20 protein-coding genes are annotated in these 23,163 nt (G+C 70.5%); 5 read left to right on the forward strand and 15 right to left on the reverse strand.

From position 1 onward, the window contains the following. Positions 1 to 53 precede the first annotated feature (53 nt). The 4 genes from JI746_RS13365 to JI746_RS13380 form a co-directional block, all read right to left on the reverse strand. The gene (locus JI746_RS13365) at positions 54 to 1,031 is read right to left on the reverse strand and encodes a beta-ketoacyl-ACP synthase III (protein ID WP_201690112.1); all 978 of its coding nucleotides are present in this window, start codon (positions 1,029 to 1,031) and stop codon (positions 54 to 56) included. 2 nt (positions 1,032 to 1,033) lie between these two features. After that, positions 1,034 to 2,092, reverse strand: a complete 1,059-nt coding sequence (gene plsX / locus JI746_RS13370; protein WP_201690113.1) for a phosphate acyltransferase PlsX — start codon at positions 2,090 to 2,092, stop codon at positions 1,034 to 1,036. A 106-nt stretch (positions 2,093 to 2,198) separates the two neighbouring features. Then, the gene (gene rpmF, locus JI746_RS13375; RefSeq protein WP_027101192.1) at positions 2,199 to 2,381 is read right to left on the reverse strand and encodes a 50S ribosomal protein L32; all 183 of its coding nucleotides are present in this window, start codon (positions 2,379 to 2,381) and stop codon (positions 2,199 to 2,201) included. A 185-nt stretch (positions 2,382 to 2,566) separates the two neighbouring features. After that, a complete protein-coding gene (locus JI746_RS13380) occupies positions 2,567 to 3,112 on the reverse strand; it encodes a YceD family protein (RefSeq protein WP_201690114.1) in 546 nt (181 codons plus the stop codon). Between the two features lie 26 nt (positions 3,113 to 3,138). Here JI746_RS13380 and JI746_RS13385 point away from each other — a divergent pair, with 26 nt between their 5' ends. Together JI746_RS13385 and JI746_RS13390 are read left to right on the forward strand one after the other, a co-directional pair. Continuing rightward, the gene (locus JI746_RS13385; RefSeq protein WP_201690115.1) at positions 3,139 to 3,744 is read left to right on the forward strand and encodes a Maf family nucleotide pyrophosphatase; all 606 of its coding nucleotides are present in this window, start codon (positions 3,139 to 3,141) and stop codon (positions 3,742 to 3,744) included. After that, on the forward strand, positions 3,744 to 4,502 hold the full coding sequence (locus tag JI746_RS13390; protein WP_201690116.1) for an SAM-dependent methyltransferase: 759 nt from the start codon (positions 3,744 to 3,746) through the stop codon (positions 4,500 to 4,502). The genes JI746_RS13385 and JI746_RS13390 overlap by 1 nt, the downstream gene beginning before the upstream one ends. Positions 4,503 to 4,680: 178 nt before the next feature. Here the strand turns inward: JI746_RS13390 and JI746_RS13395 are convergent, their stop codons facing one another. Genes JI746_RS13395 through JI746_RS13410 form a run of 4 tightly spaced genes read right to left on the reverse strand, consistent with a single transcriptional unit; the run spans position 4,681 to position 7,742 of the window. Continuing rightward, the gene (locus JI746_RS13395) at positions 4,681 to 5,688 is read right to left on the reverse strand and encodes a S49 family peptidase (protein WP_201690117.1); all 1,008 of its coding nucleotides are present in this window, start codon (positions 5,686 to 5,688) and stop codon (positions 4,681 to 4,683) included. Further along, the gene (locus tag JI746_RS13400; RefSeq protein WP_201690118.1) at positions 5,689 to 6,069 is read right to left on the reverse strand and encodes a Rieske (2Fe-2S) protein; all 381 of its coding nucleotides are present in this window, start codon (positions 6,067 to 6,069) and stop codon (positions 5,689 to 5,691) included. It lies immediately after the preceding gene. Continuing rightward, positions 6,062 to 6,730 carry an HAD family hydrolase gene (locus JI746_RS13405; protein ID WP_201690119.1) on the reverse strand — a complete coding sequence of 223 codons (669 nt, stop codon included), beginning with the start codon at positions 6,728 to 6,730 and terminating at the stop codon, positions 6,062 to 6,064. Before JI746_RS13405 ends, JI746_RS13400 begins: the two co-directional genes overlap by 8 nt. Beyond that, entirely contained in the window at positions 6,687 to 7,742 is a 1,056-nt protein-coding gene (locus JI746_RS13410; RefSeq protein WP_330892998.1) for an RluA family pseudouridine synthase, read from the reverse strand. Before JI746_RS13410 ends, JI746_RS13405 begins: the two co-directional genes overlap by 44 nt. 511 nt (positions 7,743 to 8,253) lie before the next feature. On the opposite strand from JI746_RS13410, the gene JI746_RS13415 reads away from it, so the two are divergent. Beyond that, positions 8,254 to 11,463, forward strand: coding sequence for an Rne/Rng family ribonuclease (locus JI746_RS13415; protein ID WP_201690120.1), 3,210 nt, complete (start codon positions 8,254 to 8,256; stop codon positions 11,461 to 11,463). 178 nt (positions 11,464 to 11,641) lie between these two features. On the opposite strand, the gene JI746_RS13420 is transcribed toward JI746_RS13415, so the two are convergent. Genes JI746_RS13420 through hemC form a run of 4 tightly spaced genes read right to left on the reverse strand, consistent with a single transcriptional unit; the run spans position 11,642 to position 15,638 of the window. Continuing rightward, on the reverse strand, positions 11,642 to 12,898 hold the full coding sequence (locus tag JI746_RS13420) for a heme biosynthesis HemY N-terminal domain-containing protein (RefSeq protein WP_201690121.1): 1,257 nt from the start codon (positions 12,896 to 12,898) through the stop codon (positions 11,642 to 11,644). Beyond that, positions 12,899 to 13,975 (reverse strand): uroporphyrinogen-III C-methyltransferase, encoded by a 1,077-nt coding sequence (locus tag JI746_RS13425; protein WP_201690122.1) that lies wholly within the window; start codon positions 13,973 to 13,975, stop codon positions 12,899 to 12,901. It abuts the gene before it with no gap. Further along, complete coding sequence (locus JI746_RS13430) at positions 13,972 to 14,727, reverse strand: uroporphyrinogen-III synthase (protein ID WP_201690123.1); 756 nt, start codon at positions 14,725 to 14,727, stop codon at positions 13,972 to 13,974. Before JI746_RS13430 ends, JI746_RS13425 begins: the two co-directional genes overlap by 4 nt. 8 nt (positions 14,728 to 14,735) lie before the next feature. Beyond that, positions 14,736 to 15,638 (reverse strand): hydroxymethylbilane synthase, encoded by a 903-nt coding sequence (gene hemC / locus JI746_RS13435; protein ID WP_330892999.1) that lies wholly within the window; start codon positions 15,636 to 15,638, stop codon positions 14,736 to 14,738. 73 nt (positions 15,639 to 15,711) lie between these two features. Between hemC and ppc the strand changes: the two genes are divergently transcribed. After that, positions 15,712 to 18,513, forward strand: a complete 2,802-nt coding sequence (gene ppc / locus JI746_RS13440; protein ID WP_201690125.1) for a phosphoenolpyruvate carboxylase — start codon at positions 15,712 to 15,714, stop codon at positions 18,511 to 18,513. 18 nt (positions 18,514 to 18,531) lie between these two features. Here ppc and JI746_RS13445 read toward each other — a convergent pair whose 3' ends face one another. The 3 genes from JI746_RS13445 to JI746_RS13455 all read right to left on the reverse strand — a co-directional run bounded on the left by JI746_RS13445 (position 18,532) and on the right by JI746_RS13455 (position 21,644). Then, positions 18,532 to 19,749: an AI-2E family transporter gene (locus tag JI746_RS13445; RefSeq protein WP_236599822.1), complete on the reverse strand. Its 1,218-nt coding sequence runs from the start codon at positions 19,747 to 19,749 to the stop codon at positions 18,532 to 18,534. A 33-nt stretch (positions 19,750 to 19,782) separates the two neighbouring features. Beyond that, positions 19,783 to 20,517, reverse strand: coding sequence for a LytR/AlgR family response regulator transcription factor (locus JI746_RS13450; protein ID WP_201690127.1), 735 nt, complete (start codon positions 20,515 to 20,517; stop codon positions 19,783 to 19,785). A gap of 77 nt (positions 20,518 to 20,594) precedes the next feature. Further along, the gene (locus tag JI746_RS13455; RefSeq protein ID WP_201690128.1) at positions 20,595 to 21,644 is read right to left on the reverse strand and encodes a sensor histidine kinase; all 1,050 of its coding nucleotides are present in this window, start codon (positions 21,642 to 21,644) and stop codon (positions 20,595 to 20,597) included. A 106-nt stretch (positions 21,645 to 21,750) separates the two neighbouring features. Between JI746_RS13455 and argH the strand changes: the two genes are divergently transcribed. Then, positions 21,751 to 23,145 carry an argininosuccinate lyase gene (argH, locus tag JI746_RS13460; RefSeq protein WP_201690129.1) on the forward strand — a complete coding sequence of 465 codons (1,395 nt, stop codon included), beginning with the start codon at positions 21,751 to 21,753 and terminating at the stop codon, positions 23,143 to 23,145. The last annotated feature ends 18 nt before the right edge of the window (positions 23,146 to 23,163 follow it).

Genomic DNA, 23,163 nt, shown 5'->3' on the forward strand with positions numbered 1-23,163 from the left:
CTGTCGTTGTTTCTTGTGTCGTATCGAAGGGATGGGCGCGCGCCCTTCTCCCTTCAGAAGTCCAGCAGCACCGCGCCCCAGGTGAAACCGCCGCCGACGCCCTCGAGCATCAACGTGTCACCCTTCTTCACCTTGCCCGTGCGCACCGCCACGTCGAGCGCGAGCGGGATCGACGCCGCCGAGGTGTTGCCGTGCTCGTCGACGGTGACGATCACCTTGTCCTGCGACATCTTCAGCTTGCGCGCGGTCCCCATCATGATCCGGATGTTGGCCTGGTGCGGGATCAGCCAGTCGATGTCGGCCTCGGTCTTGCCGGCCTTGGCGAGCGTGGCGCGCGCCGCTTCCTCCAGCACGCCCACGGCGAGCTTGAAGACGGCCTGGCCGTCCATGCGCAGCAGCGGGTTGCCGTGCACCTTGCCGCCGGACACGCCGCCGGGCACGCACAGGATCTCCACGTGCTTGCCGTCGGCATGCAGGTCGGTGGCCAGGATGCCGGGCGTCTCCGACGCTTCCAGCACCACGGCGCCGGCGCCGTCGCCGAACAGCACGCAGGTCGTGCGGTCGTCGAAATCGAGGATGCGCGAGAACACTTCGGCGCCGATCACCAGCGCGCACTTCGCCGTGCCGGTGCGGATCAGGGAATCCGCGACGGTGAGCGCATAGACGAAGCCGCTGCAGACCGCCTGCACGTCGAACGCGGGGCAGCCGGCGACACCCAGCTTGTTCTGCAGGATGGTCGCGGTGGAGGGGAACACCATGTCCGGCGTGGACGTGGCGACGATGATCAGGTCGATCTCCGAGGCCTTGCGGCCGGCGGACTCCAGCGCCTGGCGCGCCGCATGCAGGGCCAGGTCGCTGCTGGGCACGTCGGGCTCGGCGAAGTGGCGCGCGCGGATGCCGGTGCGCTCCACGATCCACGTGTCGGAGGTCTCGAGGCCGCGGGCGGCCAGCTGCTGCGCCAGGTCCGCGTTGGTGACGCGCTTCGGGGGCAGGTAGCTGCCGGTCCCCGCAATCCGGGAATGTCGGGTCATTTCTAGTAGGTTGTGACCGGTTGCGGCTGCGCCTGCGCCGGTTCGTCGGCGCCGACCAGCAGCGGGCGGGCATGCGCGATGCGCGCCTGGACCCGGTCCAGCAAGTTGTGCCGGGCCGCATCATAAGCTCGGATGAGGGCTTGCTCGAATGCGAGCTCGTCCGCCGACCCGTGGCTCTTGAAGACGAGGCCGCGCAGCCCCATCAGCGCCGCGCCGTTGTAGCGGCGGTGGTCGACGCGCTTCTTGAAGGCGGCGAGCACGGGATAGGCCGCCACCGCCGCCAGCTTCGTGAGCGGCGTGCGCGCGAATTCCTGCTTCAGGAAGCCGCCGACCATCGACGCCAGGCCTTCGCTCGTCTTGAGCATCACGTTGCCGACGAAGCCGTCGCACACCACGATGTCGGTCGTGCCCTTGAAGATGTCGTTGCCTTCGACGTTGCCGAAGAAATTGAGGTCGCCTGCACTGCCGGCGGCGCGCAGCAGCTCGCCGGCCTTCTTGATCATCTCGCTGCCCTTGATCGCTTCCTCGCCGATGTTCAGGAGGCCCACCGAGGGGTTCTCGTCCTCCGTCAGCGCCGACACCAGCGCCGAACCCAGCACGGCGAACTGCAGCAGGTGCTGCTCGGTGCAATCGACGTTGGCGCCGAGATCCAGCACGGTGGTCGCGCCGCCCTTCGCGTTCGGCAGGCCGGAGGCGATGGCCGGACGATCGATGCCTTCGACCGTCTTGAGCAGGTAGCGCGCCAGCGCCATCAGGGCGCCGGTGTTGCCGGCCGAGACGGCCGCCTGGGCCTGGCCTTCCTTCACCTGCTGGATCGCCACGCGCATAGACGAATCCTTCTTCTTGCGCAGGGCGATCTCGACGGCATCGTCCATGGCCACCACCTCGGTGGCGGCCACGACGCGGGCGCGCGGGTGCTGCAGCGGCGCGAGCGCGGCCGGGGCGCCCACCAGCAACAGCTGGGCCTCCGGGTGGGCCTCCAGGAAATGGCGGCACGCGACCAGCGTGACGCGGGGGCCGTGGTCGCCCCCCATGCAATCGACTGCCAGCGTGGTCGTCATGGCCTCAACTGTAGGGCCTTCGGACGGCCCCTTGGACGGAACAGGATCGCACAAGAAAAAAGCCCGGTCTGCCACAGCAAACCGGGCCTGTTGGCGTACGGGGCGATCAGGCGTCGTTCTTGGTCTTCAGCACCTTGCGGCCACGGTAGAAGCCGGTGGGGCTGATGTGGTGGCGCAGGTGGGTTTCGCCGGTGGTGGGCTCCACCGCGATGCCCGGCACGGTGAGCGCGTTGTGCGAACGGTGCATGCCGCGCTTGGAAGGCGACTTCTTGTTTTGCTGGACGGCCATGGCGGGCTCCTGGAATTTCTGTGCCGCAGCCAGTGCATGACGGCGGCAGCGGGTTGCGTTGGTTGACGAGGCGCGCTGGGCGCACCGGCCCTGCCTGCAAGGCGACCGGCGCTGCTGCCCCGGCAGGCAAATGCCGAAGCCTTCTGGCGCGAAGCCCGCAATTATAGCCCAAGATGGCAGCTCCGCTACTTGCCGGGTTTGAGGCGGCCCAGGAGGGCGAACGGATGCTCCTTTTCCGCCTCCGCCGCCTCGAAGTCCACGTCCACCGCCGACATTTTCACGGGCTGCGGGCAGACCTCGTGGCGCGGGGCGACGGGCAGCTCCATGAGCAGTTCGTCTTCCACCAGTTCCACCAGGTCGAAGCTGCGGCTCAAGGCGAGCAGGTCTTCCTCGGACTCGTCGTCTTCGGCCGCCGCCGTGGCTTCGTCGGCGACGAAGCGGAAGGCACGGCGCACCTGCAGCGGCACGTCCACGGGCGTGAGGCAGCGCTGGCAGACCAGCGGCAAGGTCGCGTCGGCCTCCAGGTGCACCCACACCTGGGGCTGCAGGTGGCCGGGATTGAGCAGTTCGCCGCGCGCCTGCCAGCGCACGTTGCGGGCGAGATCGGCGCCGTCGTCCGTCTCGGCGACCAGCCTGCGGAAGCTGCGCAGGTGCTCGCTGGCGTCGATCTCGCCGCCCTCCTCGGCGAAGCGGCGGACGTCCAGGCGATGCGGGTCGAAATCCTTGGCCATGAATTCAGTGTAAGAGAATCGGGTCCATGACACTGCCTGCCGCGGCCCCGTTCACCCGTCCGCTCGTCCTCGGATCGACGTCGGCGTACCGCCGGGAGCTGCTGGCACGGCTGCGCCTGCCGTTCAGCGTCGAGCCGCCGGAGGTGGACGAAACGCCGCTGGGCGAGGAAGCGCCTGGGCCGCTGGCGCGCCGCCTGGCTGCGGCCAAGGCCGCTGCCGTCGCTCGGCGGCACCCCGCCGCGATCGTGATCGGCTCCGACCAGGTTGCCGACCTGGACGGAGAGCCGCTGGGCAAGCCCGGCAACCATGCGAACGCGACCGCGCAGCTGCGCCGGATGAGCGGCCGCACCGTCATCTTCCACACCGCACTGAGCGTGGTCTGCCACGAGAGCGGCTTCGCGCAGCATGACCTTGCCCCGGTGAAGGTGCGCTTTCGCGCACTGGACGCCGCCGAGATCGAGGCCTACCTGCGGGCGGAACAGCCGTACGACTGCGCCGGCAGCGCGCGCAGCGAAGGCGCGGGCATCGCCCTGCTCGACGCGATCGAGAGCGACGATCCGACGGCGCTCATCGGCCTGCCGCTGATCCGCACCTCCCGCATGCTGCGCGCCGCGGGCCTGCGCGTGTTCTGATGCCGGGCCGGCTCTACCTCGTTCCGGCGCCGCTGGACTTCGGCTGCGAACAGACGGTCGCGCTCGGCGAGGTGCTGCCGGCGGGCACGCTGGCGGTCGCGGCGCGGCTGTCCCACTGGATCTGCGAGAACGCCAAGAGCGCACGCGCCTACCTCAAGCGCGTCGGCGAAGTGCAGCCGCTAGCGCTGCCACTGCAGCAGCAGCGCATCACGGAGCTGCCGCGCCAGGTGCACAAGAAGGGCGACCACAAGCCCTCGTCCTTCGATGCCCGTCCCCTGCTGCAGGCGGCCGCCGCAGGCGAGGACATGGGCCTGCTGAGCGAAGCCGGCATGCCGGCCGTGGCCGACCCGGGCTCGTCGGTGGTGCGGGCCGCGCACGAGCTCGGGATCGAGGTGGTGCCGCTGGTCGGGCCGGTGTCGCTGCTGCTGACCCTGGCGGCCAGCGGCCTCAACGGCCAGGACTTCGCGTTCGTGGGTTACCTGCCGCAGGATGCCCCAGCGCGGGCGCAGCGCCTGCGCGAACTGGAGGCGCTGGCCTGGCGCACCGGCCAGACCCAGTTGTTCATCGAGACGCCGTACCGCAACGAGGCGGTGTGGCAGGCGCTGTTGCAGACCCTGAAGCCGCAGACGCGGCTGGCGGTCGGGACGGGCTTGACCTTGCCCGAGGCGAGTTGCCGCAGTGCGAGCGCGGCGGCGTGGAAGCAGCGGCCGTCGCCGGTCAGGAACGACACCCCGGCGGTGTTCGCGATCGGGCCGTGAGCGTCCGCCGTCGCCCCGCATCCGTCATTCCCGCGAAGGCGGGAATCCAGGGCTCCCGATGAAGCGCGGCCGCGCTGCGCGCGGTTCTGGATCCCCGCCTGCGCGGGGATGACGGCCTAGCGGGGGATGACGGCCTGGCGGGGGATGACGGCCTGGCGGGAGTTGACCGTCTGGCGAGTCAACGCAGCGCCGGCAGCGTCCGCATCGCCTTCACCGCCCCTTCACCAATCGCCGCACCGAAGCGCTTGGCCAGCTTCTCCGCCACGTTCTCGTGGCGCGTGTAGTCCACCAGTTCTTCGGCCTTGATCACTTCGCGGGCCACGTAGTCCAGGTTGCCCAACTGGTCGGCGAGGCCGAGGTCGATCGCCTGCTGGCCGGTCCAGAACAGGCCGCTGAACAGCTCCGGCGTTTCCTTCAGGCGCTGGCCCCGGCCCGTGCGCACCACGTCGATGAACTGGCGGTGCACCACGTTCAGCATTTGCTGCGCGTGGTCCTTCTGCCGCGGGGTCTGCGGGCTGAAGGGATCGAGGAAGCCCTTGTTCTCGCCGGCCGTGAGCAGCCGGCGCTCGACGCCCAGCTTGTCCATCAGCCCCACGAAGCCGAAGCCCTCCATCAGCACGCCGATGCTGCCGACCATGCTGGCCTTGTCGACGAAGATGCGGTCGGCCGAGACGGCGATGTAATAGGCCGCCGAGGCGCACGACTCCTCGACGACGGCGTACAGCGGCTTCTTGTACCTGGCCTTGAGCCGGCGCAGTTCGTCGTTGATGATGCCCGCCTGCACCGGGCTGCCACCGGGGGAGTTGATCAGGAGCACCACGCCCTGGGCGCCGGCATCCTCGAAGGCGGCCTTGGCCGCCGCGACGATGAACTCCGCGCTCGCTTCGCTCTTGGGGCCGATCTCGCCGTCGATCTCGATCACCGCGGTGTGCGGCGTGGTCTTGTCGGCTCCGGGCGTGCCCTTGTACGTGAGCGACCAGATCAGGAAGATGAAGAACGCCAGCCACGCCAGCCGCACGAAGGTGCGCCAGCGGCGCTGCGCCTTCTGCTCCTCGATGGTGGCGAACAGCAGCTTCTCCATGGTGCTGCGCTCCCAGCCCGGGGCCCCTTCCGCGCGAACCACCGGGGAGGCGGGCGCGCCGGCCGAAGGCGCATTCGACGGCGGCAGGTCGGATTCGTTGTTCATTTAGAAGGAGACCGGTTGCAGGTTGAAGGCAGTATGCCAGTGCACCACGCCGTCGCTCTCGGTGAGCGCGATGCGCACCAGGCCGCCGCGGCACGGGCCGCTGGCGCACGCACCGGTATCGGGCTGGTACACGGCGCCGTGGGTGCCGCACAGCAGCCAGCGGCCGCTGTCGTCGAAGAAGCGGTCCGGCTGCCAGTCCATCTCCATCGCGACGTGCGTGCAGCGATTCAGGTAGGCGTGCACCCGGCCCTGGAAGCGGATGGCGAAGGCGCGGCAGGTCTGGCCGCCGTAGACGACGTCGAAGGGCACGGCCACTCCGCCGTCCACCAGGTCCCGCGAGTTGCACAGGGGGACGCGGCTGGCGTCGGCGGCGTCAGGCATGGTGCAGCAGCCACTCGTGCAGTTCGCGCACGGAATGCACCACCGCCCGGGGACCGAGCGCCTCGAAATCGTCGGTGGGATGGGCGCCGTAGCTCACGCCGACGCTGGCGCAGCCGGCATTCAGCGCCATCTGCAGGTCGTGGGTGGTGTCGCCGATCATCAGCGTGCGTTCCGGCTCGGTGCCGAACTCCTGCATCAGCTCGATCAGCATGCAGGGATCCGGCTTGCCGGCCGTCTCGTCCGCGGTGCGGGAGCCGTCGAACACGCCGGCGAGCTGCGCGGACCGCAGGGCCTCGTCGAGGCCCCGGCGCGACTTGCCGGTGGCCACCGCAAGCCGGTGCTGCCGCTCGCGCAGTTCGGCCAGCATCGGCAGGACGCCGTCGAACAGCGTGATGTCGTCCTGGTGCACCAGGTAGTGCTTGCGGTAGTTGGCCCCGAGCTCCGCATAGCGTTCGCGGGGCACGTCGGGCGCGGCGTGGGCCAGGGCCTCCATCAGCCCCATGCCGATCACGTAGGCGGCATCGCGCTCGCTGGGGACGGCGCCGCCGACGTCGGCCACCGCCTGCTGGATGCAGCGGACGATGATCTTGGTGGAGTCGAACAGCGTGCCGTCCCAGTCAAAGGCGATCAGGTCGTACTGGCGGGGGCGGGATGCGGGCATGGTCGGTGAATTTCTGCAGTTCGGCCGGCAGCGGCGCCTGCAGCGAGACGCGTTCGCCGGTGGCGGGATGATCGAACTGTAACCGCCACGCATGCAGGAACATGCGCCTGAGGCCCTGGCGGACCAGCGCCTTGTTCAGGTCGAAGTCGCCGTACTTGTCGTCGCCCAGGATCGGGTGGCCGGCGGAGGCGAGGTGGACGCGGATCTGGTGGGTGCGGCCGGTCTTGATGGTGACTTCGAGGAGGGTGGCTTCCCTGGCGGCGGGAGCGCCCCCACCTCCGCCCTCCGCCAGAGGGGGAGGGAGTGAAAACCGCTGGGCCACCTTGACCAGGGTGATGGATCGCATGCCGTCCGGGTCGTCCTTGGCGACGACGCGCACGCGCCGCTCGCCGTCGCCCTGCAGGTACTTGTGCAGCGGCTGGTCGATCACCTTGCGGTTGGCGGGCCAGGCGCCGGCCACCAGGGCCAGGTAGGTCTTGCCGGTCTCGCGCTCGCGGAACTGGTCCTGCAGCCGGGTGAGGGCCGAACGCTTCTTGGCCACCAGCAGGATGCCGGAAGTCTCGCGGTCCAGCCGGTGCACCAGTTCGAGGAATTTCGACGCGGGCCGGGCCTGCCTCAGCTGTTCGATCACGCCGAAGCTCACGCCGCTGCCCCCATGCACCGCCACCCCGGCCGGCTTGTCGATCGCCAGCAGGTGTTCGTCTTCGAACAGGAGGGGGAACTCGCGCGGCGGCGCCGGCTTCTCCGCCTTCGCGGCGGCGGCTTCGGACCGGCGCACGGGCGGCAGCCGCACCACGTCGCCCAGCGCCACCCGCGCATCGGCCGAAGCACGGCCCTTGTTCACCCGCACCTCGCCGGAGCGGATGATCCGGTACACATGCGTCTTCGGCACGCCCTTGAGGACCCGGATCAGGAAATTATCCAGTCGTTGACCGGCGGACTCCTCCCCGACTGTCAGAAATTGGACCTCGGCGCTTGCAGGGGGCGAGCCGCCCCCTATAATCGGTTTCACCAGGGTTACGCTGTAAGTGGTTGATTTGGCTGGCAGTTTAGTCCACGCCCACACCATCGCAGCACTGGCAGGTCGATGCCGCCGGCACCGACGCACGCATTTCCAGGGTCTTTCGCCCTCCAGAGCGCGCGCTCGGCGCCGGCATGGTCCGGCTCTTCGAAACACTGAACGGAATAACAAGTCCGCCAGCAAGGCGCTGGCGGACGGATCAAAGCGAGACAACGCGGTGCTGATGGTGCTCCTCATGGTTTTCTGGCGCTGGCTGCTGCCCGCGCCCGCCATGCGAGCACCGTGGCCCCTCGTCGGCATCATCCCCACCGCAGCCCCTGCGGTGCAGCGCCATCATCGGCTCGCCCCCATCCCTGTGCCCTTGCGTAGGTTGCTGAGCTAGCGAGCTCCGGCAAGTCCTGTCGCACACCGGCCATTCCCGTCCGTTTCGAAGCGTCGTTCCGGCACCGAAGTTCGCGCCCTTCCCCGGGCGCGGTGTGTCCAAGAACAAAAGGTGACGCTAATGAAGCGGATGCTGATCAATGCCACCCAGGCCGAAGAACGCCGGCTGGCCATCGTCGACGGGCAGAAGCTCCTCGACTACGAAATCGAGATCGAAGGGCGCGAGCAGCGCAAGGGCAACATCTACAAGGCCGTCGTGACGCGCGTGGAGCCGTCGCTCGAAGCCTGTTTCGTCGACTACGGCGAGGACAGGCACGGCTTCCTGCCGTTCAAGGAAATCTCCAAGCAGTACTTCGCGCCCGGCGTGTCGCCCTCGCAGGCCCGCATCAACGAGGTGATCCGCGAAGGCCAGGAACTGCTGGTCCAGGTCGAGAAGGAAGAGCGCGGCAACAAGGGCGCCGCGCTGACCACCTTCATTTCGCTGGCGGGCCGCTACGTGGTCCTGATGCCGAACAACCCGCGCGGCGGTGGCGTGAGCCGCCGCATCGAGGGCGACGACCGGGCCGAACTCAAGGAGGCGATGGACCAGCTGGAGTACCCGAACGGGATGTCCATCATCGCCCGCACGGCCGGCATCGGCCGCAGCGCGCCCGAACTCCAGTGGGACCTGAACTACCTGCTGAAGCTGTGGAGCGCCGTCGAAGGCGCGGCCAAGGGCGGCAAGGGCGCCTTCCTGATCTACCAGGAATCGAGCCTGGTGATCCGCGCGATCCGCGACTACTTCAACAGCGACATCGGCGACATCCTGATCGATACCGACGACATTTTCGAGCAGGCGCACCAGTTCATGTCGCACGTCATGCCCGAGCATGCCGCGCGCGTGAAGCGCTACCGCGATGACGCCCCGCTGTTCAGCCGGTTCCAGATCGAGCACCAGATCGAGTCGGCCTATGCCCGCGAGGTCAAGCTGCCCTCCGGCGGCGTCGTGGTGATCGACCACACGGAAGCGCTGGTCTCGATCGACGTCAACTCGGCCCGCGCCATCAAGGGCGGCGACATCGAGGAGACCGCCACCCGCACCAACCTGGAAGCTGCCGATGAGGTCGCCCGCCAGATGCGCCTGCGCGACCTGGGGGGCCTGATCGTGATCGACTTCATCGACATGGAAGAGTCGAAGAACCGGCGCGAAGTGGAGAACCGCCTGCGCGACGCCCTGCGGCAGGACCGCGCCCGCGTGCAGTTCGGCTCGATCTCGAAGTTCGGCCTGATGGAGATGAGCCGCCAGCGCCTGCGCCCGGCCCTGTCCGAAGGCGCGTCCATCCCCTGCCCGCGCTGCGGCGGCCACGGCCACATCCGCGACACGGAAAGCTCGGCGCTGCAGATCCTGCGCATCATCCAGGAAGAGTCCATGAAGGACAGCACCGCCGCGGTGCAGGTGCAGGTGCCGGTGGAAGTCGCTTCCTTCCTGCTGAACGAGAAGCGGACCGAGATCGCGAAGATCGAGCTGAAGCAGAAGATCAGCGTCCTGATGATCCCGAACAAGACGCTCGAGACGCCGAACTACCGGCTCGAGCGCCTGAAGCACGACGACCCGCGTCTCGACAACCTCAAGGCCAGCTACCACATGGCCGAGGACTTCGACGAGACCACGCAGGTCACGCGCCGCTCGCACGAGCGCACCAACAAGCAGGAGCCGATGATCAAGGGCGTGCTGCCCGACGCGCCGGCGCCGATGCCGGTGCCCCGCCCCGCCGCCCCCGAGCCGGTGGCCAAGGCCGCACCGGCGCCAGCCCCTGCCGTCCCCGTTGCGGCGGCTCCGGTGGCGCCGCAAGCCGCGCCGGCCGAGAAGGGATTCTTCTCCTGGTTCAAGAGCGTGCTGGGCCTCGCCCCGGTGGCCGAACCGGTGCCGGCCGCCGCGGCCGCCCCGGTGCCCGAGGCGAAGAAGGAAGAAAAGCGTGGCGAAGGCCGCGGCGAGCGCCGCGACGGCCGCCGCGGTGAAGGCCGTGGCGAGCGCGGTGGCCGCGATCGCCGCCGCGACGGCGAGCCGCGCCGCGAGCGCGCGGTGGCGGAAGGTACCGAAGGCAGCGGGCAACGCGCCGAAGGCCAGCAGCGTGGCGAAGGCCAGCAGGGCCGCGAACAGCGCGACGGCCGCCGCGACCGAGGTGGCCGGGGCGAAGGGCGCGAAGCGCGCGAGCAACGCGAGGGACGCGAGCCGCGCGAAGGCCGTGAGCCGCGCGAAGCACGTGAAGGACGCGAGCCGCGCGAAGCACGTGAGGGGCGCGAGCCGCGCGAGGCCCGCGAAGGCCGGGAACAGCGCGAACCGCGGGAAGCCCGCGAAGCACGTGAGGCGCGCGAGCCCCGCGAAGCGCGCGAGCCGCGTGAGGCGCGCGAACCGCGGGAAGGCCGCGAACAGCGCGACGACCGCGAGCCGCGTGAAAGCCGCGAGCGCCACGAGGCGCGCCAGCGCCGCGAATCCGAGCGCCAGCAGCGCGAGGAGCGCGATGTGGCCGAAGGACGCGGCCGTCCGGAAGAAGAAGCGCAGCTGCCGCTGGAAGCGGTGGCCGAAGGCGGCACGCCGGAGCAGCGCGAGGACCGGCCGCCGCGCGGCGAGCGCGGTGAGCGCGGCGAAGGCCGCCGCCGGGACCGGGGGGATCGCCGCGAGCGCGGCCCGCGCGAAGGCGCACCCGCCGAAGCGGCGTCCGGCAACACGCCGGCCGATGCGCTGGCCGGTGCTGCCGGTTCGGTCGGCGAGGTGACCGAGTCGGGCGACCTGCAACGGCCGCCGCAGGCCGATCCGGTGCTCGAGTCGCACACGCACTTCGACGAGGCGCGTCCCGTCGAGGGCGACGACGGTGAACGCCGCGAGCGCCGCTCGCGCGACCGCTACGGGCGCGATCGCCAGCGTGGCGAACGCGGCGAGCGCGCGGCCGACGAGACGATCGTCGCCGCCGGCGCCGAAGTCTCTCCGGCCGAAGCGGAGGTGTTCGCCGGGCACGCGCCGATGCCGCAGGAGCAGCACGCGAGCGCGCCGGTGCAGCAGCCCCGCCCGCCCGCCACGGCGACGCTGGAGGCGATCCACGCCGACAGTGTGCCGCGCGTGCAGCCGTTCCAGCTGCCGGTCGACGACCTGATGAACGTGGCGCAGGGCTCCGGCCTGCAGTGGGTGATGTCGGACGCCGGGAAGATCGCCGCCGCCCAGGCCGCGATGGCCGCCGAGCCCAAGCCGGTGCACGTGCCGCGCGAGCGGCCGCCGGTGACGGAGTCGGACGAAGGCCCGCTGGTGCTGGTGGAGACCAGGCGCGACCTGCGGAACCTGCAGTTGCCGTTCTGAGCGACGCGGCAGACGCAGAAAGGGCGCCTCGCGGCGCCCTTTGTCTTTCTTCCGTCATCCCCGCGAAGGCGGGACCCAGGGCGTCCGGGGTGGGCCCGCGCGCGGGCCCACTGGATTCCCGCCTGCGCGGGAATGACGACGATCATTCCCCCTGCGCGGCAATGACGACGCCCGCCCCCTACACGTCCCCCGCCGCCTTCTTCCACGCCAGCGCCGCCGCCGATGCGTCTTCCCGCTGCTCCGCCAGGGCGGCGAGCGCGCGCCAGGCGTTGCGGTGCAGCGCGCCGTCGTGCAGGCCCAGCGCCGATTGCGTGAGCAGCTGCTGCGCCTTGCCCCACAGCTGGCGCTTCATGCACGCCATGCCGGCCAGGTACTGCAGCGTGGCGTCGCGCGGGTGCGCCTTCTGCGCCGCCTCGATGCGCGCCAGCCAGGCCCCGTCGATCGAGTCCAGGCCCTCCTCCAGCGCGCACACCAGCTTGACGCGCAGGTTCTCACCCAGCTCCGCCTGCGCTTCCCACACCGGCAGCAGCCATTCGCGCGCGACCCGTGGATCGCCGCGCAGCGCCATCAGCCGCTGCGCGGCATGGATCGCCACCTCCGGCATCAGCCGTTCGCCGGGCTCCAGGCAAGCCCAGGCGCGCTGGAGCTGCGCGAGGTCGTACGCGCCATTGAGCAGGTCGATGGCCAGCCCGCGCAGGATGCTGGCGGCCGCGACCTCCGAGAACGCGTGGTGCTTGGACAGCAGCCGCGCCGTCTCGAGCGCCTCGAGCGGCTGGCCGGCCTGGCGCGAGGCGCGCAGACGCGTGCGCAGGGCCAGCGTGCGGCGCGCCGCGCCCTGCGGCAGGCCCTGCAGCACCTTCATCGCGGTGTCCGGATCGCGGTCTTCCAGTGCCCAGCGCGCGGCCCGCAGCAATGCGCCGTCGCGCGTCTCCTGCGCATCGCGCGCGGAGGCCTGCTCCAGCGCCTGGCGCAGGTGCTCCTCGCGCGCGGCGCGGTCCTGCAGGGCCTGGGCGGATTCGGCGGCCAGCACGTGCGCGATCGCCCGCAGCTGCGCCGCGTTCGCCGGCCTGTGGCCGGAGGTGGTGAGCGAGCCTTCCTGCTCCAGCACCGCCTCGGCGGACTTGCGCGCGCGGATGTAGCGCCCGGCCAGCAGGTGCGAGAGCGAATCGAGCAGCGACGCGTGCATCGCCCGCTCCTTCTGCTGGGTGCGCCAGCGCAGCGCCTGCTGCGGCAGGTCGAACAGCGCCGACAGCGCGCGGATCGCCGTGTAGACGACGAAGAACGCGGCCACCAGCAGCAGCAGCACCAGGTTCAGCGAGAGGTCGATGCGGTACGGCGGCCAGAACAGCGTGACCGAACCCTGGTTGTTGCCCGCGAACAGCGCCACCGCCACCGCGATGCCGAACAGCGCCAGGAGCCAGAGCGCGGCGCGCATCTACTTCCCCGCGCCCGCCGTCACGAGCGCGGCCAGCGTCTCGTCGATGCGCGGCAGCTCCGCCGACCGCACCTGCGCCTGCACCTGCTGCAGTTGCGTGGCGACGGCCTGGGTGCGGCGCGACGCCGGATCGAAGTACTTGTGCAGCGCCCCGGTGGCCGCGGCAACGTCGTTGCGGGCGGCATCGTTCTGGCGCGCCAGCAGCGACAGGCGCACGTTCAGCAGCTTGAGCTTGAGGTTCTCGCGCAGGAAGAAGGCCTGCTCGGGGGCCAGCAGCATGGCTTCGGGCTGGTCGATGCGGCTCACGCGCACCAGGGAACGGGCGTCGTCCAGCACCGCATCGCGCAGGCGCTCCCACCACACCGCACCGGCGGGCGAGCTGCCGCGGCGGGGCGATTCCGTCAGCGCCCGCGCCGGCACCGCATTGGCCACCGGCAGGTCGTCGACCTGGCGCACGATGTCGTCCACGCGCGCCAGCAGGCCGGGCACGTCGGTCACGGTCGCCGAGCGGATGCGCTCGATGTCGCGGGCGATCGATGCGCGCAGGCGGGCCAGCCGCGGTTGGGCGGCGCGCTCGAGGCGCTGGTCCGCGGTGCGCAGCGCCGCCAGCAGCGGCTCGGGGCTGCCGGTCAGCTGGGTCTGCTGCTGCGCAAGGCGCAGCGCCGATTCCACGTCCACCACCAGGTTCTCGTCGCGCGAGCGCGAGAGGCTCTGCATCAGCTCCTCGAGCTGCGTGCGTTGCAGGGCGACTTCCGTCAGGCGCGACTCGAGCACCACCTGGCGCGCGGCGGTGTCGCGCGCGACGTCCTGCGCCTGGCGCGCGAGCGCCCGCGCCTCGATCGCGTTGGCACCGGTATCGGCGCTCTGGCGCGCGAGCTGTTCCTGGATGGCGGAGAGGCGCTGCCACAGCATCACGCTGGACAGCAGTGCGGCGGCGGCGATCAGCGCCAGCGCGAACAGGGTCGCGCGCGCCAGCCCGGAGGCGCGCGGCTCCGGCGGCGGCAGGTGCGTCACCGGGACCTGCGCCGGCAGCACGGGGGGCAGCTCGGGCGGGGGCGCGGGAGGCAGCGAACTCATCCGAGCAATTCTATCGAGGCCACCACCTCATCGAACGCCGGGCGCGATTCGCGCACGGTGCCGAAGCCCAGCGCACGCACCGCCTGGGCGATGCGCGGATGCGTCGCGATGGCGCGGGCGCCGGCCCAGGACTGGCCGGGCAGGAGCGTGGCGAGGTTGCCCACGGCCTCCGAGCTGCTGAAGAGCCACGGCGATCCGTCGCCGGCCGCGCGCCGTGCGCACCCCTGCTCTTCTTCGCTCCACGAGGGGCACTGCCGGAGGTACGCCACGACGGTATCGACGGCGACGCCGCGCGCGGCCAGCTGCTGCGCGAGCCAGTCGCGGCCCTGGCTGCGGCCTTCGCTGTCGCCGCCGCGCACCAGCAGCAGACGGTCGCCGGGCTGCAGCTGCCCGCCCACTTCGCGCCAGAGGCTTTCGGAATCGAACTGTTCGGCGTCGGCCGCCGGCGTGTCGATGCGTTCGGCCGGCACGCCGGCGCCCCGCAGCGCGTCGCGCGTCGCCAGGCCAGGGGCCCACGCGCGCGGACCTTCGAAGGCCGGCGCCACGGCGAGCAGGCCCTGCACCGCATTGGCGCTCACGAACATCACGGCGGCATAGCGGGCGAGGGCGGCGGCCGCTGCACGCAGCGGCTGCAGGTCCTGCGGCGCGACGATGGCCAGGAGGGGCAGCACCAGCGCTTCATGGCCCCGCGCGTGCAGCCGCGCGGCCCAGCGCTCGGCCTCCTGCCGTGGCCGGGTCAGCACCACCCGCATGGGAGACGTCAGTGGGCGCCGCCGGCGCGCAGCTTGGCGGCCACTTCCTCGCCGAGCTTCGCGGCTTCGGCCAGGTCGGCCACGATCTCCGCGCCGCGCGCGGTGACCAGCGCGCCGGCCTGGTCGGGGTCGCCCCAGGCAGCGCGCAGTTGCAGGTATTCGCCCTCGAGCGTCGCGTGGGCGGCCAGCGGCATCGAGCAGCTTCCCCCCATCGCGCGGCTGACGGCGCGTTCGGCGGCTACGCACAGCCAGGTGGTCTGGTGCGCCAGTTCCGACAAGGCGGCAGCCACGTCGGGCCGCTCCGAGCGCGTCTCGATGCCCAGAGCGCCCTGCCCCGCGGCGGGCAGCATGTCGCTGGTCTCGAAGATGTCGCGGATGCGCGGGCCCAGGCCCAGGCGCTTGAGGCCGGCGGCAGCCAGGACGATCGCGTCGTACTGGCCGTCGTCGAGCTTGCGCAGGCGCGTATCGAGGTTGCCGCGCAGCGGCTCGATCTTCAGGTCCGGTCGCAGCGCCCGCAGCAGCACCACGCGGCGCAGGCTCGAGGTGCCGACCACGGCGCCCTGCGGCAGCTCGGAGAGCTTGCCGTACTTGTTGGAGACGAAGGCATCGCGCGGATCCTCGCGCTCCATGACGCAGGCCAGCGCGAAGCCCTCCGGCAGGTCCATGGGCACGTCCTTGAGCGAGTGGACGGCGAGGTCGGCGCGCCCTTCCTCCAGGGCCACTTCCAGTTCCTTCACGAACAGGCCCTTGCCCCCCACCTTGGAGAGGGAGCGGTCGAGGATCTGGTCGCCCTTGGTCGTCATGCCCAGCAAGCCGACCTGGTGCCCGCGCTGCTCCAGCAAGGCCTTCACGTGTTCGGCCTGCCAGAGGGCGAGCCGGCTTTCGCGCGTCGCGATGGTGAACTGGCTCACTTCGTAACCTGCTTGTCTTCGATGGGGAAGGTCGATGCTAGCATCCCCCGGCTTCCCAGAAACGAGAGTCGCCATGCCCCCCACCGAGCAGCCGCCCGTCCGGCGCGCCAAGGAAAACGAACGACCGTTGGTGGAGGACATCCGGCTGCTGGGCCGCATCCTGGGCGACGTGATCCGCGAGCAGGAGGGCGTGGCCACCTTCGAGCTCGTCGAACGCATCCGCAAGCTGTCGGTCTCCTTCCGCCGCCACGCCGACCAGGCCGCCGACCGCGAGCTGAAGTCGCTGCTGAAGTCGCTCTCGGGCGAGGAGGCGGTGCGCGTGATCCGCGCCTTCACCTATTTCAGCCACCTGGCCAACCTGGCGGAGGACCGCCACCACATCCGCCGCCGCCAGGTGCACGAACGCGCCGGCGACACGCAGGAGGGCAGCATCGAGGTGGCGCTGGCGCGGCTGCGCTGGGCCGGCATCCAGCCGCGCGCCGTGGCGCAGGCCCTGGCCCACAGCTACCTGTCGCCCGTGCTCACGGCGCACCCGACGGAAGTCCAGCGCAAGAGCATCCTCGATGCCGAACGCGACCTCGCCCGCCTGCTGACGGAGCGCGACGAGATCCGCGCCCGCGCCCTGCCGCGCGACGCGCTGGCGCCGCGCGAGCTGGCCGCCAACGAGGCGCAGATGCGGGCGCGCGTGCTGCAACTGTGGCAGACGCGGCTGCTGCGCTTCACGAAGCTGACGGTCGCCGACGAGATCGAGACCTCGCTCAGTTACTACGAAGCGACCTTCCTGCGCGAGATCCCGAAGCTGTATGGGCAGCTGGAACAGGAGCTCGGGCAGACGCATCCCGTCGCGAGCTTCCTGCGCATGGGGCAGTGGATCGGCGGCGACCGCGACGGCAACCCGAACGTGACGGCGGACACGCTGGATTACGCGCTGCGCCGCCAGTGCGAGGTGGCGCTGCGCCACTACCTCACCGAGCTGTTCTGGCTCGGAAGCGAGTTCTCGATGTCGGCGCTGCTGGTGCAGGTGACGCCGGCCATGCAGGCGCTGGCGGACAGCTCGCCGGACCACGGCGAACATCGCACCGACGAGCCTTACCGGCGCGCCGTCAACTGGATGTACGCGCGCCTGGCCGCCACGCTGAAGGCCGCCACCGGCGGGGATGCGGCCCGCCACGTGCTGCCGGCGCAGAACCCCTACGCGAGCGCGGAGGAACTGCTCGCGGACCTGCGCACGCTGCGCGATTCGCTGCTGGCGCACCACGCCTCCGCCCTGGTGCAGCAACGGCTCAAGCCCCTGATCCGCGCGGTGGAGGTGTTCGGTTTCCACCTTGCCACCGTGGACCTGCGGCAGAACTCCGAGCAGCACGAGGAAGTCGTCGCCGAACTGCTGGCAGTGGCGCGCATAGCGCCGGACTACCGCAAGCTGGACGAAGCGGCCAAGCGCGAGGTGCTGCTGCGCCTGCTGTGCGACGCCCGCACGCTGCGCGTGCTCGGGCACGGCTACAGCGAGCATGCGCGCAGGGAACTGGCGATCTTCGAGGCGGCCATGCGGCTGCGCGCGCAGTTCGGTCCGCAGGCGATCCGCCACTACATCATCAGCCACACCGAGGCGGTCAGCGACCTGCTGGAGGCGATGCTGCTGCAAAAGGAAGTAGGCCTGCTGCGCGGCACCCTGGACGACGCCGCCACCGCGGACCTGATCGTCGTGCCGCTGTTCGAGACCATCGAGGACCTGCGCAATGCCGCACCCATCATGCGCGCCTTCTACGGGCTGCAGGGCGTCGCCAGGATGGTGCAGCGCTCGGGCGCCGAGCAGGACATCATGCTGGGCTACAGCGACAGCAACAAGGACGGCGGCATCTTCACCAGCAACTGGGAGCTGTACCGCGCCGAGATCGCGCTGGTGGAACTGTTCGACGAGCTGGCGAACTCGCATGACATCCAGCTGCGCCTGTTCCATGGCCGCGGCGGCACCGTGGGGCGCGGCGGCGGCCCGAGCTACCAGGCCATCCTGGCGCAGCCGCCCGGCACCGTGCGCGGCCAGATCCGCCTGACCGAACAGGGCGAGGTGATCGCCTCCAAGTACGCAAACCCGGAGATCGGACGGCGCAACCTGGAAACGCTGGTGGCCGCCACGCTGGAGGCCACGCTGCTGCAGCCCACCAAGCCGGCGACCAAGGCCTTCCTGCAGGCGGCCGAGGCGTTGTCGCAGGCCAGCATGAAGGCCTACCGCGGCCTGGTGTACGAGACGCCCGGCTTCGTCGACTACTTCTTCAGCGGCACGCCGATCCGCGAGATCACGGAGTTGAACATCGGCTCGCGGCCCGCTTCGCGCAAGCCCTCGCAGCGCATCGAGGACCTGCGCGCCATTCCCTGGAGCTTCAGCTGGGGCCAGGCCCGCCTGACGCTCAATGGCTGGTTCGGCTTCGGCACCGCGGTGGCGAGCTTCATCGGCACCGGCGAGCGCAAGGAGCAGGTCGCGCTGCTGCAGCGCATGTACCGCCAGTGGCCCTTCTTCAAGGCGCTCCTGTCCAACATGGACATGGTGCTGGCCAAGAGCGACCTCGCGCTCGGCTCGCGCTATGCCGAATTGGTGCCGGACGCGCGGCTGCGCCGGCGCATCTTCGGCGCGATCGAGGCGGAGTGGCAGCGCACCGTGGAAGCGCTGGCGCTGATCACCGGCGACAAGCAGCGGCTGGCCGGCAACCCCTCGCTGGCCCGTTCGATCCGCCATCGCTTTCCGTACATCGATCCGCTGCACCACCTGCAGGTGGAACTGGTGCGGCGCTGGCGGCAGGGCAGCGCCGACGAGCGCGAGCGGCGCGGCATCCACATCGCGATCAACGGGATCGCGGCGGGTCTGCGGAACACGGGCTGAGGGGAGGGAATAGGCAGGTCAGGTCCCGAGCAGTTCCCCGATCGGCTTCAGGTGGTCGATGCGGTCGCACACCGCCTTCACGGCCATCAGGATCGGGATCCCGAGCAGCAGGCCCCACACGCCCCAGACCCAGCCCCAGGCCAGCACGCCGATGAACACCGCCACCGGGTTCATGCTGCTGGCCTTGCTGGTGGCCCAGGGCACGAGCAGGTAGCCTTCGACGGTGTTGATCACCATGGAGCTGCCCGCGACCACCAGCGCCATGCGCATCTCGCCGAACTGCAGGAAGGCCACCAGTGCCGCCGCCGCGGTGACGGCGACGTTGCCGACATAAGGCACCAGGTTCAGCACGCCCGCCGCGATGCCCCACACCGTGGCGTGCTTCAGGCCGATCCAGGCGAAGCACAGGCCCGTGGCCAGGCCCACGCCCACGCTGGCGAGCAACTGCACCACCAGGTAGCGCTGGATCTGCGCATTGATTTCGTCGAGGGCCTGCACGGTCAGGCGCTTTTCCGCCAGGCCGGGGCCGGCGATCTTCACCAGCTTGCGGCGGAAGGTGTCGCCCGAAATCAGCAGGAAGTAGGTGAGGAAGGTGACGATGACGCCCTGGCCAAGCAGGCTGGCCAGGCCGATGGTGCCGCTCCACAGGTACTCGCGCAGGTCGAAGCGCGGCTTCTCCACCACCACGCGCGCCACGCCGCGGTTCGGCGCGGCGACGCCGCTGGCACCGGCTTCCTCCGCGGCCTTCTGCAGTTCGGCCGCGGCCTTCTGCACCGTGTCGAGCGCCGTGTCCGTCTTCTTGGGGTGGCGGTTGATCGAGTCGCGCAGCTTGCGCGCGGCATCGGGCAGCGACGAGATCAGGTCATTGGCGTCGTCGGCCAGCGAATACATGGCGGCGCCGGTGCCACCGAGGATGGCCAGGATCAGCACCGCGGCGCTCAGCGCCCGCGGGATGCGCACGCGCCGGTGCAGCCAGTCCACCAGCGGCGACAAGGCGTAGGTGAAGACCAGCCCCAGCATCAGGGGGATGAAGAAGCCGCTGGCCAGCCGCAGCACGGCCAGGACGGCCAGCACCATGAGTACGCCCAGCGCGGCGCTGCGCGCGCCGGACACCGGCAGGTGCAGCAGCACGTGCGGCGGCCCCCTCGGGTCCACCGGCAGGCGGGGGATGTCGTCGACGTCCGACGGATCGGCGGGCCCGGAGGCCCCGGAGGTTTCGGACGGTTCGGAACTCAAAGCAGGATAGCCTCCACGAGCCCCTCGTCTCCTCTAGCTGGCCAATGCCTCCCGGACCGCGCTCAGCTGCCGCCGCGAAACCGCCAGGGATTCGTCCACCCCGTTCAGCCGCACGGCCCAGCCTTCGCCCTCTTCCGCGTCGTAATGTTTTTCGAGGGCCCGGACGGCCCGCCGCGACACCAGTGCATTGCGGTGCACCCGCAGGAACTGCGTGCCGTGGCGCTCCTCCAGGTCGCTCAGGGAGCCATCGAGAATATAGCTGCGCGTGGCCGTGCGCACCGTGATGTATTTGAGTTCGGCCTTGAAATAGAGCACTTCCGCCACCGGCACCCGCTCGGTGCGGCCGCGGTCCTGGATCACCAGCACTTCCTGTTCCGGCTCCGGGTTGCCCCGGCCCTGGCGCACCTTCTCCACCCGGGCCAGCGCCGTTTCCAGCCGCTCCAGTCGCACCGGCTTGGTCAGGTAATCGACCGCCTCGAGCTCGAAGGCGCTGACCGCGTGCTCCGCGTACGCGGTGACGAAGACGACGGCAGGCGCGTCGGGCAGCGTGCGCAGGACCTGGGCCAGCGCCAGCCCGTCGGCGCCGGGCATGTGGATGTCGAGCAGCACCGCGTCGAATTGCTGGCGGCGCAGGTGTTCCATCGCCTGGGCGGCGTTGGCCGCTTCCGCTGCGGCCTCCGCCGGCGGCGCCTTGCACTCCGACAGCAGGGTCCGCATGCGCGAGCGCGCCAGCGGCTCGTCGTCGACCAGCAGCATCTTCAAGGCCATCGCCTACCTCCGTCACTCTGGCCGGTGCGCGGCGCGCCCCGGCTCGTTGCTCGCCCTCTGCGCGGCCCGGCGGGCGTTCATGCCGGGACCTCCATCCGCACCTGGTACAGCCCGTCGATCAGCGCAGTCTGGAACTGCGCCTGCACGTCGTGCAGCAGCCGCAGCCGGTCGCGCACGTTCTCCTGTGCCACGCCGTGCCCGCGCCGCCCCTGGCCGGCCGGCACGGTGTTCGTCACCTTGATGACGACCACGCTGCCACGCCGCTGCGTGGTGACCTTCACGTCCGCTCCGCTCGGACTCGGCTCCACGCCGTGCTTGACCGCATTCTCCACCAACGGCTGCAAAAACAATGCAGGCACGCGCGCGGTGCCTGCGCGCGGGTCGATCGCCCATTCCACCCGCAGCCGCTCGCCGAAGCGCACCTGCTCGATATCCAGGTAGTGGCGCGCGACCTGCACTTCCTCGGCGAGGGTCACCCAGTCGCCCTTGCTCACGAGGGCATGGCGAAACAGCTCGCTCAGGTCTTCGAGCAAGGTCTCGGCCTTCGCCGGGTCCTCGCGCACCAGGGCGATGGCGCTGTTGAGGCTGTTGAAAAGGAAGTGCGGCCGGATGCGCGCCTGCAGTTCGGCCAGGCGCGCCGTGGTCTCGGCGGGCATGCTGCCCTTGGCACGCAGCACCAGCACGGCCACCATCACGCTCGACAGCAAGGCGCCGGTGAAGGCCGAAGCGATCCACGACACCTGCCCCGGCCCCACCACCAGCGCCAGGATCCCGCAGCCATACAGGCCGCAGACGGTGCCCAGGGTGATGCCGAAGGCCTGCTGCCCGATCGGGTGCAGCCGCGCGAGCAGCCACTTGCAGCTGCAGGTGACCACCAGCCAGCCCAGCGCCCCGGGCAGCGCGGCGGCGCTGAGCACCGCGGCACGCTGCACCCACTGCGCGATGCTGGCGGCACCGAACATGGCGGCCACGCCCATCACCGCCTCGACGAACAGCACGGCGCGCAGCACCACCCCGATGTGGCAGGCATCGAAGATCGCCTTGTGCCGCGGGGGTGGCGGCGCAAGCTTCTTCTGCTGTTCGCGGGCCAGTTCCTGGAACGCGGATAATAGTTGCGAGTCGTCCATCACCTGTGGGGCCGCGCGGCGCGCGGCGACGAAGGCCTCCCTGGGCCGCCATTATTGGTGAAGCTCCACCCCCTTGCCCATCCGCCAGCGCTTACGTGCATCTCCCATGAGCCAACTCGATCACAAATCCGAGGCCTGGTCCGCCCTCTTCAGCGAACCCATGAGCGACCTCGTCAAACGCTACACCGCCAGCGTGTTCTTCGACAAGAGGCTGTGGCAGGCGGACATCACGGGCTCGCTGGCGCACGCCGCGATGCTGGCGCAACAGGGTGTCATTTCCGCAACGGACCTCGCGGACATCCGCCGCGGCATGGAGCAGATCCGCGGCGAAATCGGCTCCGGCGGGTTCGAGTGGAAGCTCGATCTGGAGGACGTGCACCTGAATATCGAGGCCCGCCTGACGCAGCTCGTGGGCGATGCCGGCAAGCGCCTGCACACCGGGCGCAGCCGCAACGACCAGGTCGCCACCGACGTGCGCCTGTGGCTGCGCGCCGAGATCGACCTGATCGCGGACCTGCTGGTCGGCCTGCAGAAGGCGCTGGTCGCGATCGCGGAGAAGAACGCCGACGTGGTGCTGCCAGGCTTCACGCACCTGCAGGTGGCGCAGCCCGTGAGCTTCGGCCACCACATGCTGGCCTACGTGGAGATGTTCGCGCGCGACCACGAGCGCATGCTGGACGTGCGCCGGCGCGTCAACCGGCTGCCGCTCGGCGCCGCGGCGCTGGCCGGCACCACCTACCCGCTCGATCGCGAGGCGGTCGCCCGCGAGCTGGGCATGGAAGGCGTGTGCCAGAACTCGCTGGATGCGGTGAGCGACCGCGACTTCGCGATCGAGTTCGCCGCCGCCGCCTCGCTCGTGATGGTGCACGTGAGCCGCTTCTCCGAGGAACTGATCCTCTGGATGTCGCAGAACTTCGGCTTCATCAGGATTGCGGACCGGTTCACCACCGGCTCGTCGATCATGCCGCAGAAGAAGAACCCGGACGTGCCGGAACTCGCACGCGGCAAGACCGGCCGCGTGGTCGGCCACCTGATGGGGCTGATCACGCTGATGAAGGGCCAGCCGCTGGCCTACAACAAGGACAACCAGGAAGACAAGGAGCCGCTGTTCGACACCGTCGACACGCTCAAGGACACGCTGCGCATCTTCGCCGAGATGATCGAGGGCATCACGGTGCAGCCGCAGGCGATGGAGCAGGCCGCGCTGAAGGGCTATGCCACGGCGACCGACCTGGCCGACTACCTGGTGAAGAAGGGCCTGCCCTTCCGCGACGCCCACGAGACGGTGGCGCATGCGGTCAAGGCCGCCATCGCGCACCAGTGCGACCTGTCGGAGCTGCCGCTGGCCGTGCTGCAGCAGTTCCATCCCGCGATCGACAAGGACGTGTACGACGCGCTGTCGCTGCGCGGCTCGCTCAATGCGCGCAACACGCTGGGCGGCACCGCGCCGGCGCAGGTGCGGGTGCAGATCGAGCGGCACCGGACAAGGCTGGCGGCCTGAAACGCGCCGGCGAGCGGT

The sequence above is a fragment of the Ramlibacter alkalitolerans genome, from assembly GCF_016722765.1.
Taxonomy (GTDB): Bacteria; Pseudomonadota; Gammaproteobacteria; order Burkholderiales; family Burkholderiaceae_C; genus Ramlibacter; species Ramlibacter alkalitolerans.

Excerpts from the sequence above, each read along its gene's own strand:
- JI746_RS13365 (WP_201690112.1), bottom strand. The coding sequence starts at position 1,031 with ATGACCCGACATTCCCGGATTGCGGGGACCGGCAGCTACCTGCCCCCG.
- plsX (WP_201690113.1), bottom strand. The coding sequence starts at position 2,092 with ATGACGACCACGCTGGCAGTCGATTGCATGGGGGGCGACCACGGCCCC.
- rpmF (WP_027101192.1), bottom strand. The coding sequence starts at position 2,381 with ATGGCCGTCCAGCAAAACAAGAAGTCGCCTTCCAAGCGCGGCATGCAC.
- JI746_RS13380 (WP_201690114.1), bottom strand. The coding sequence starts at position 3,112 with ATGGCCAAGGATTTCGACCCGCATCGCCTGGACGTCCGCCGCTTCGCC.
- JI746_RS13385 (WP_201690115.1), top strand. The coding sequence starts at position 3,139 with ATGACACTGCCTGCCGCGGCCCCGTTCACCCGTCCGCTCGTCCTCGGA.
- JI746_RS13390 (WP_201690116.1), top strand. The coding sequence starts at position 3,744 with ATGCCGGGCCGGCTCTACCTCGTTCCGGCGCCGCTGGACTTCGGCTGC.
- JI746_RS13395 (WP_201690117.1), bottom strand. The coding sequence starts at position 5,688 with ATGAACAACGAATCCGACCTGCCGCCGTCGAATGCGCCTTCGGCCGGC.
- JI746_RS13400 (WP_201690118.1), bottom strand. The coding sequence starts at position 6,069 with ATGCCTGACGCCGCCGACGCCAGCCGCGTCCCCCTGTGCAACTCGCGG.
- JI746_RS13405 (WP_201690119.1), bottom strand. The coding sequence starts at position 6,730 with ATGCCCGCATCCCGCCCCCGCCAGTACGACCTGATCGCCTTTGACTGG.
- JI746_RS13415 (WP_201690120.1), top strand. The coding sequence starts at position 8,254 with ATGAAGCGGATGCTGATCAATGCCACCCAGGCCGAAGAACGCCGGCTG.
- JI746_RS13420 (WP_201690121.1), bottom strand. The coding sequence starts at position 12,898 with ATGCGCGCCGCGCTCTGGCTCCTGGCGCTGTTCGGCATCGCGGTGGCG.
- JI746_RS13425 (WP_201690122.1), bottom strand. The coding sequence starts at position 13,975 with ATGAGTTCGCTGCCTCCCGCGCCCCCGCCCGAGCTGCCCCCCGTGCTG.
- JI746_RS13430 (WP_201690123.1), bottom strand. The coding sequence starts at position 14,727 with ATGCGGGTGGTGCTGACCCGGCCACGGCAGGAGGCCGAGCGCTGGGCC.
- ppc (WP_201690125.1), top strand. The coding sequence starts at position 15,712 with ATGCCCCCCACCGAGCAGCCGCCCGTCCGGCGCGCCAAGGAAAACGAA.
- JI746_RS13450 (WP_201690127.1), bottom strand. The coding sequence starts at position 20,517 with ATGGCCTTGAAGATGCTGCTGGTCGACGACGAGCCGCTGGCGCGCTCG.
- JI746_RS13455 (WP_201690128.1), bottom strand. The coding sequence starts at position 21,644 with ATGGACGACTCGCAACTATTATCCGCGTTCCAGGAACTGGCCCGCGAA.
- argH (WP_201690129.1), top strand. The coding sequence starts at position 21,751 with ATGAGCCAACTCGATCACAAATCCGAGGCCTGGTCCGCCCTCTTCAGC.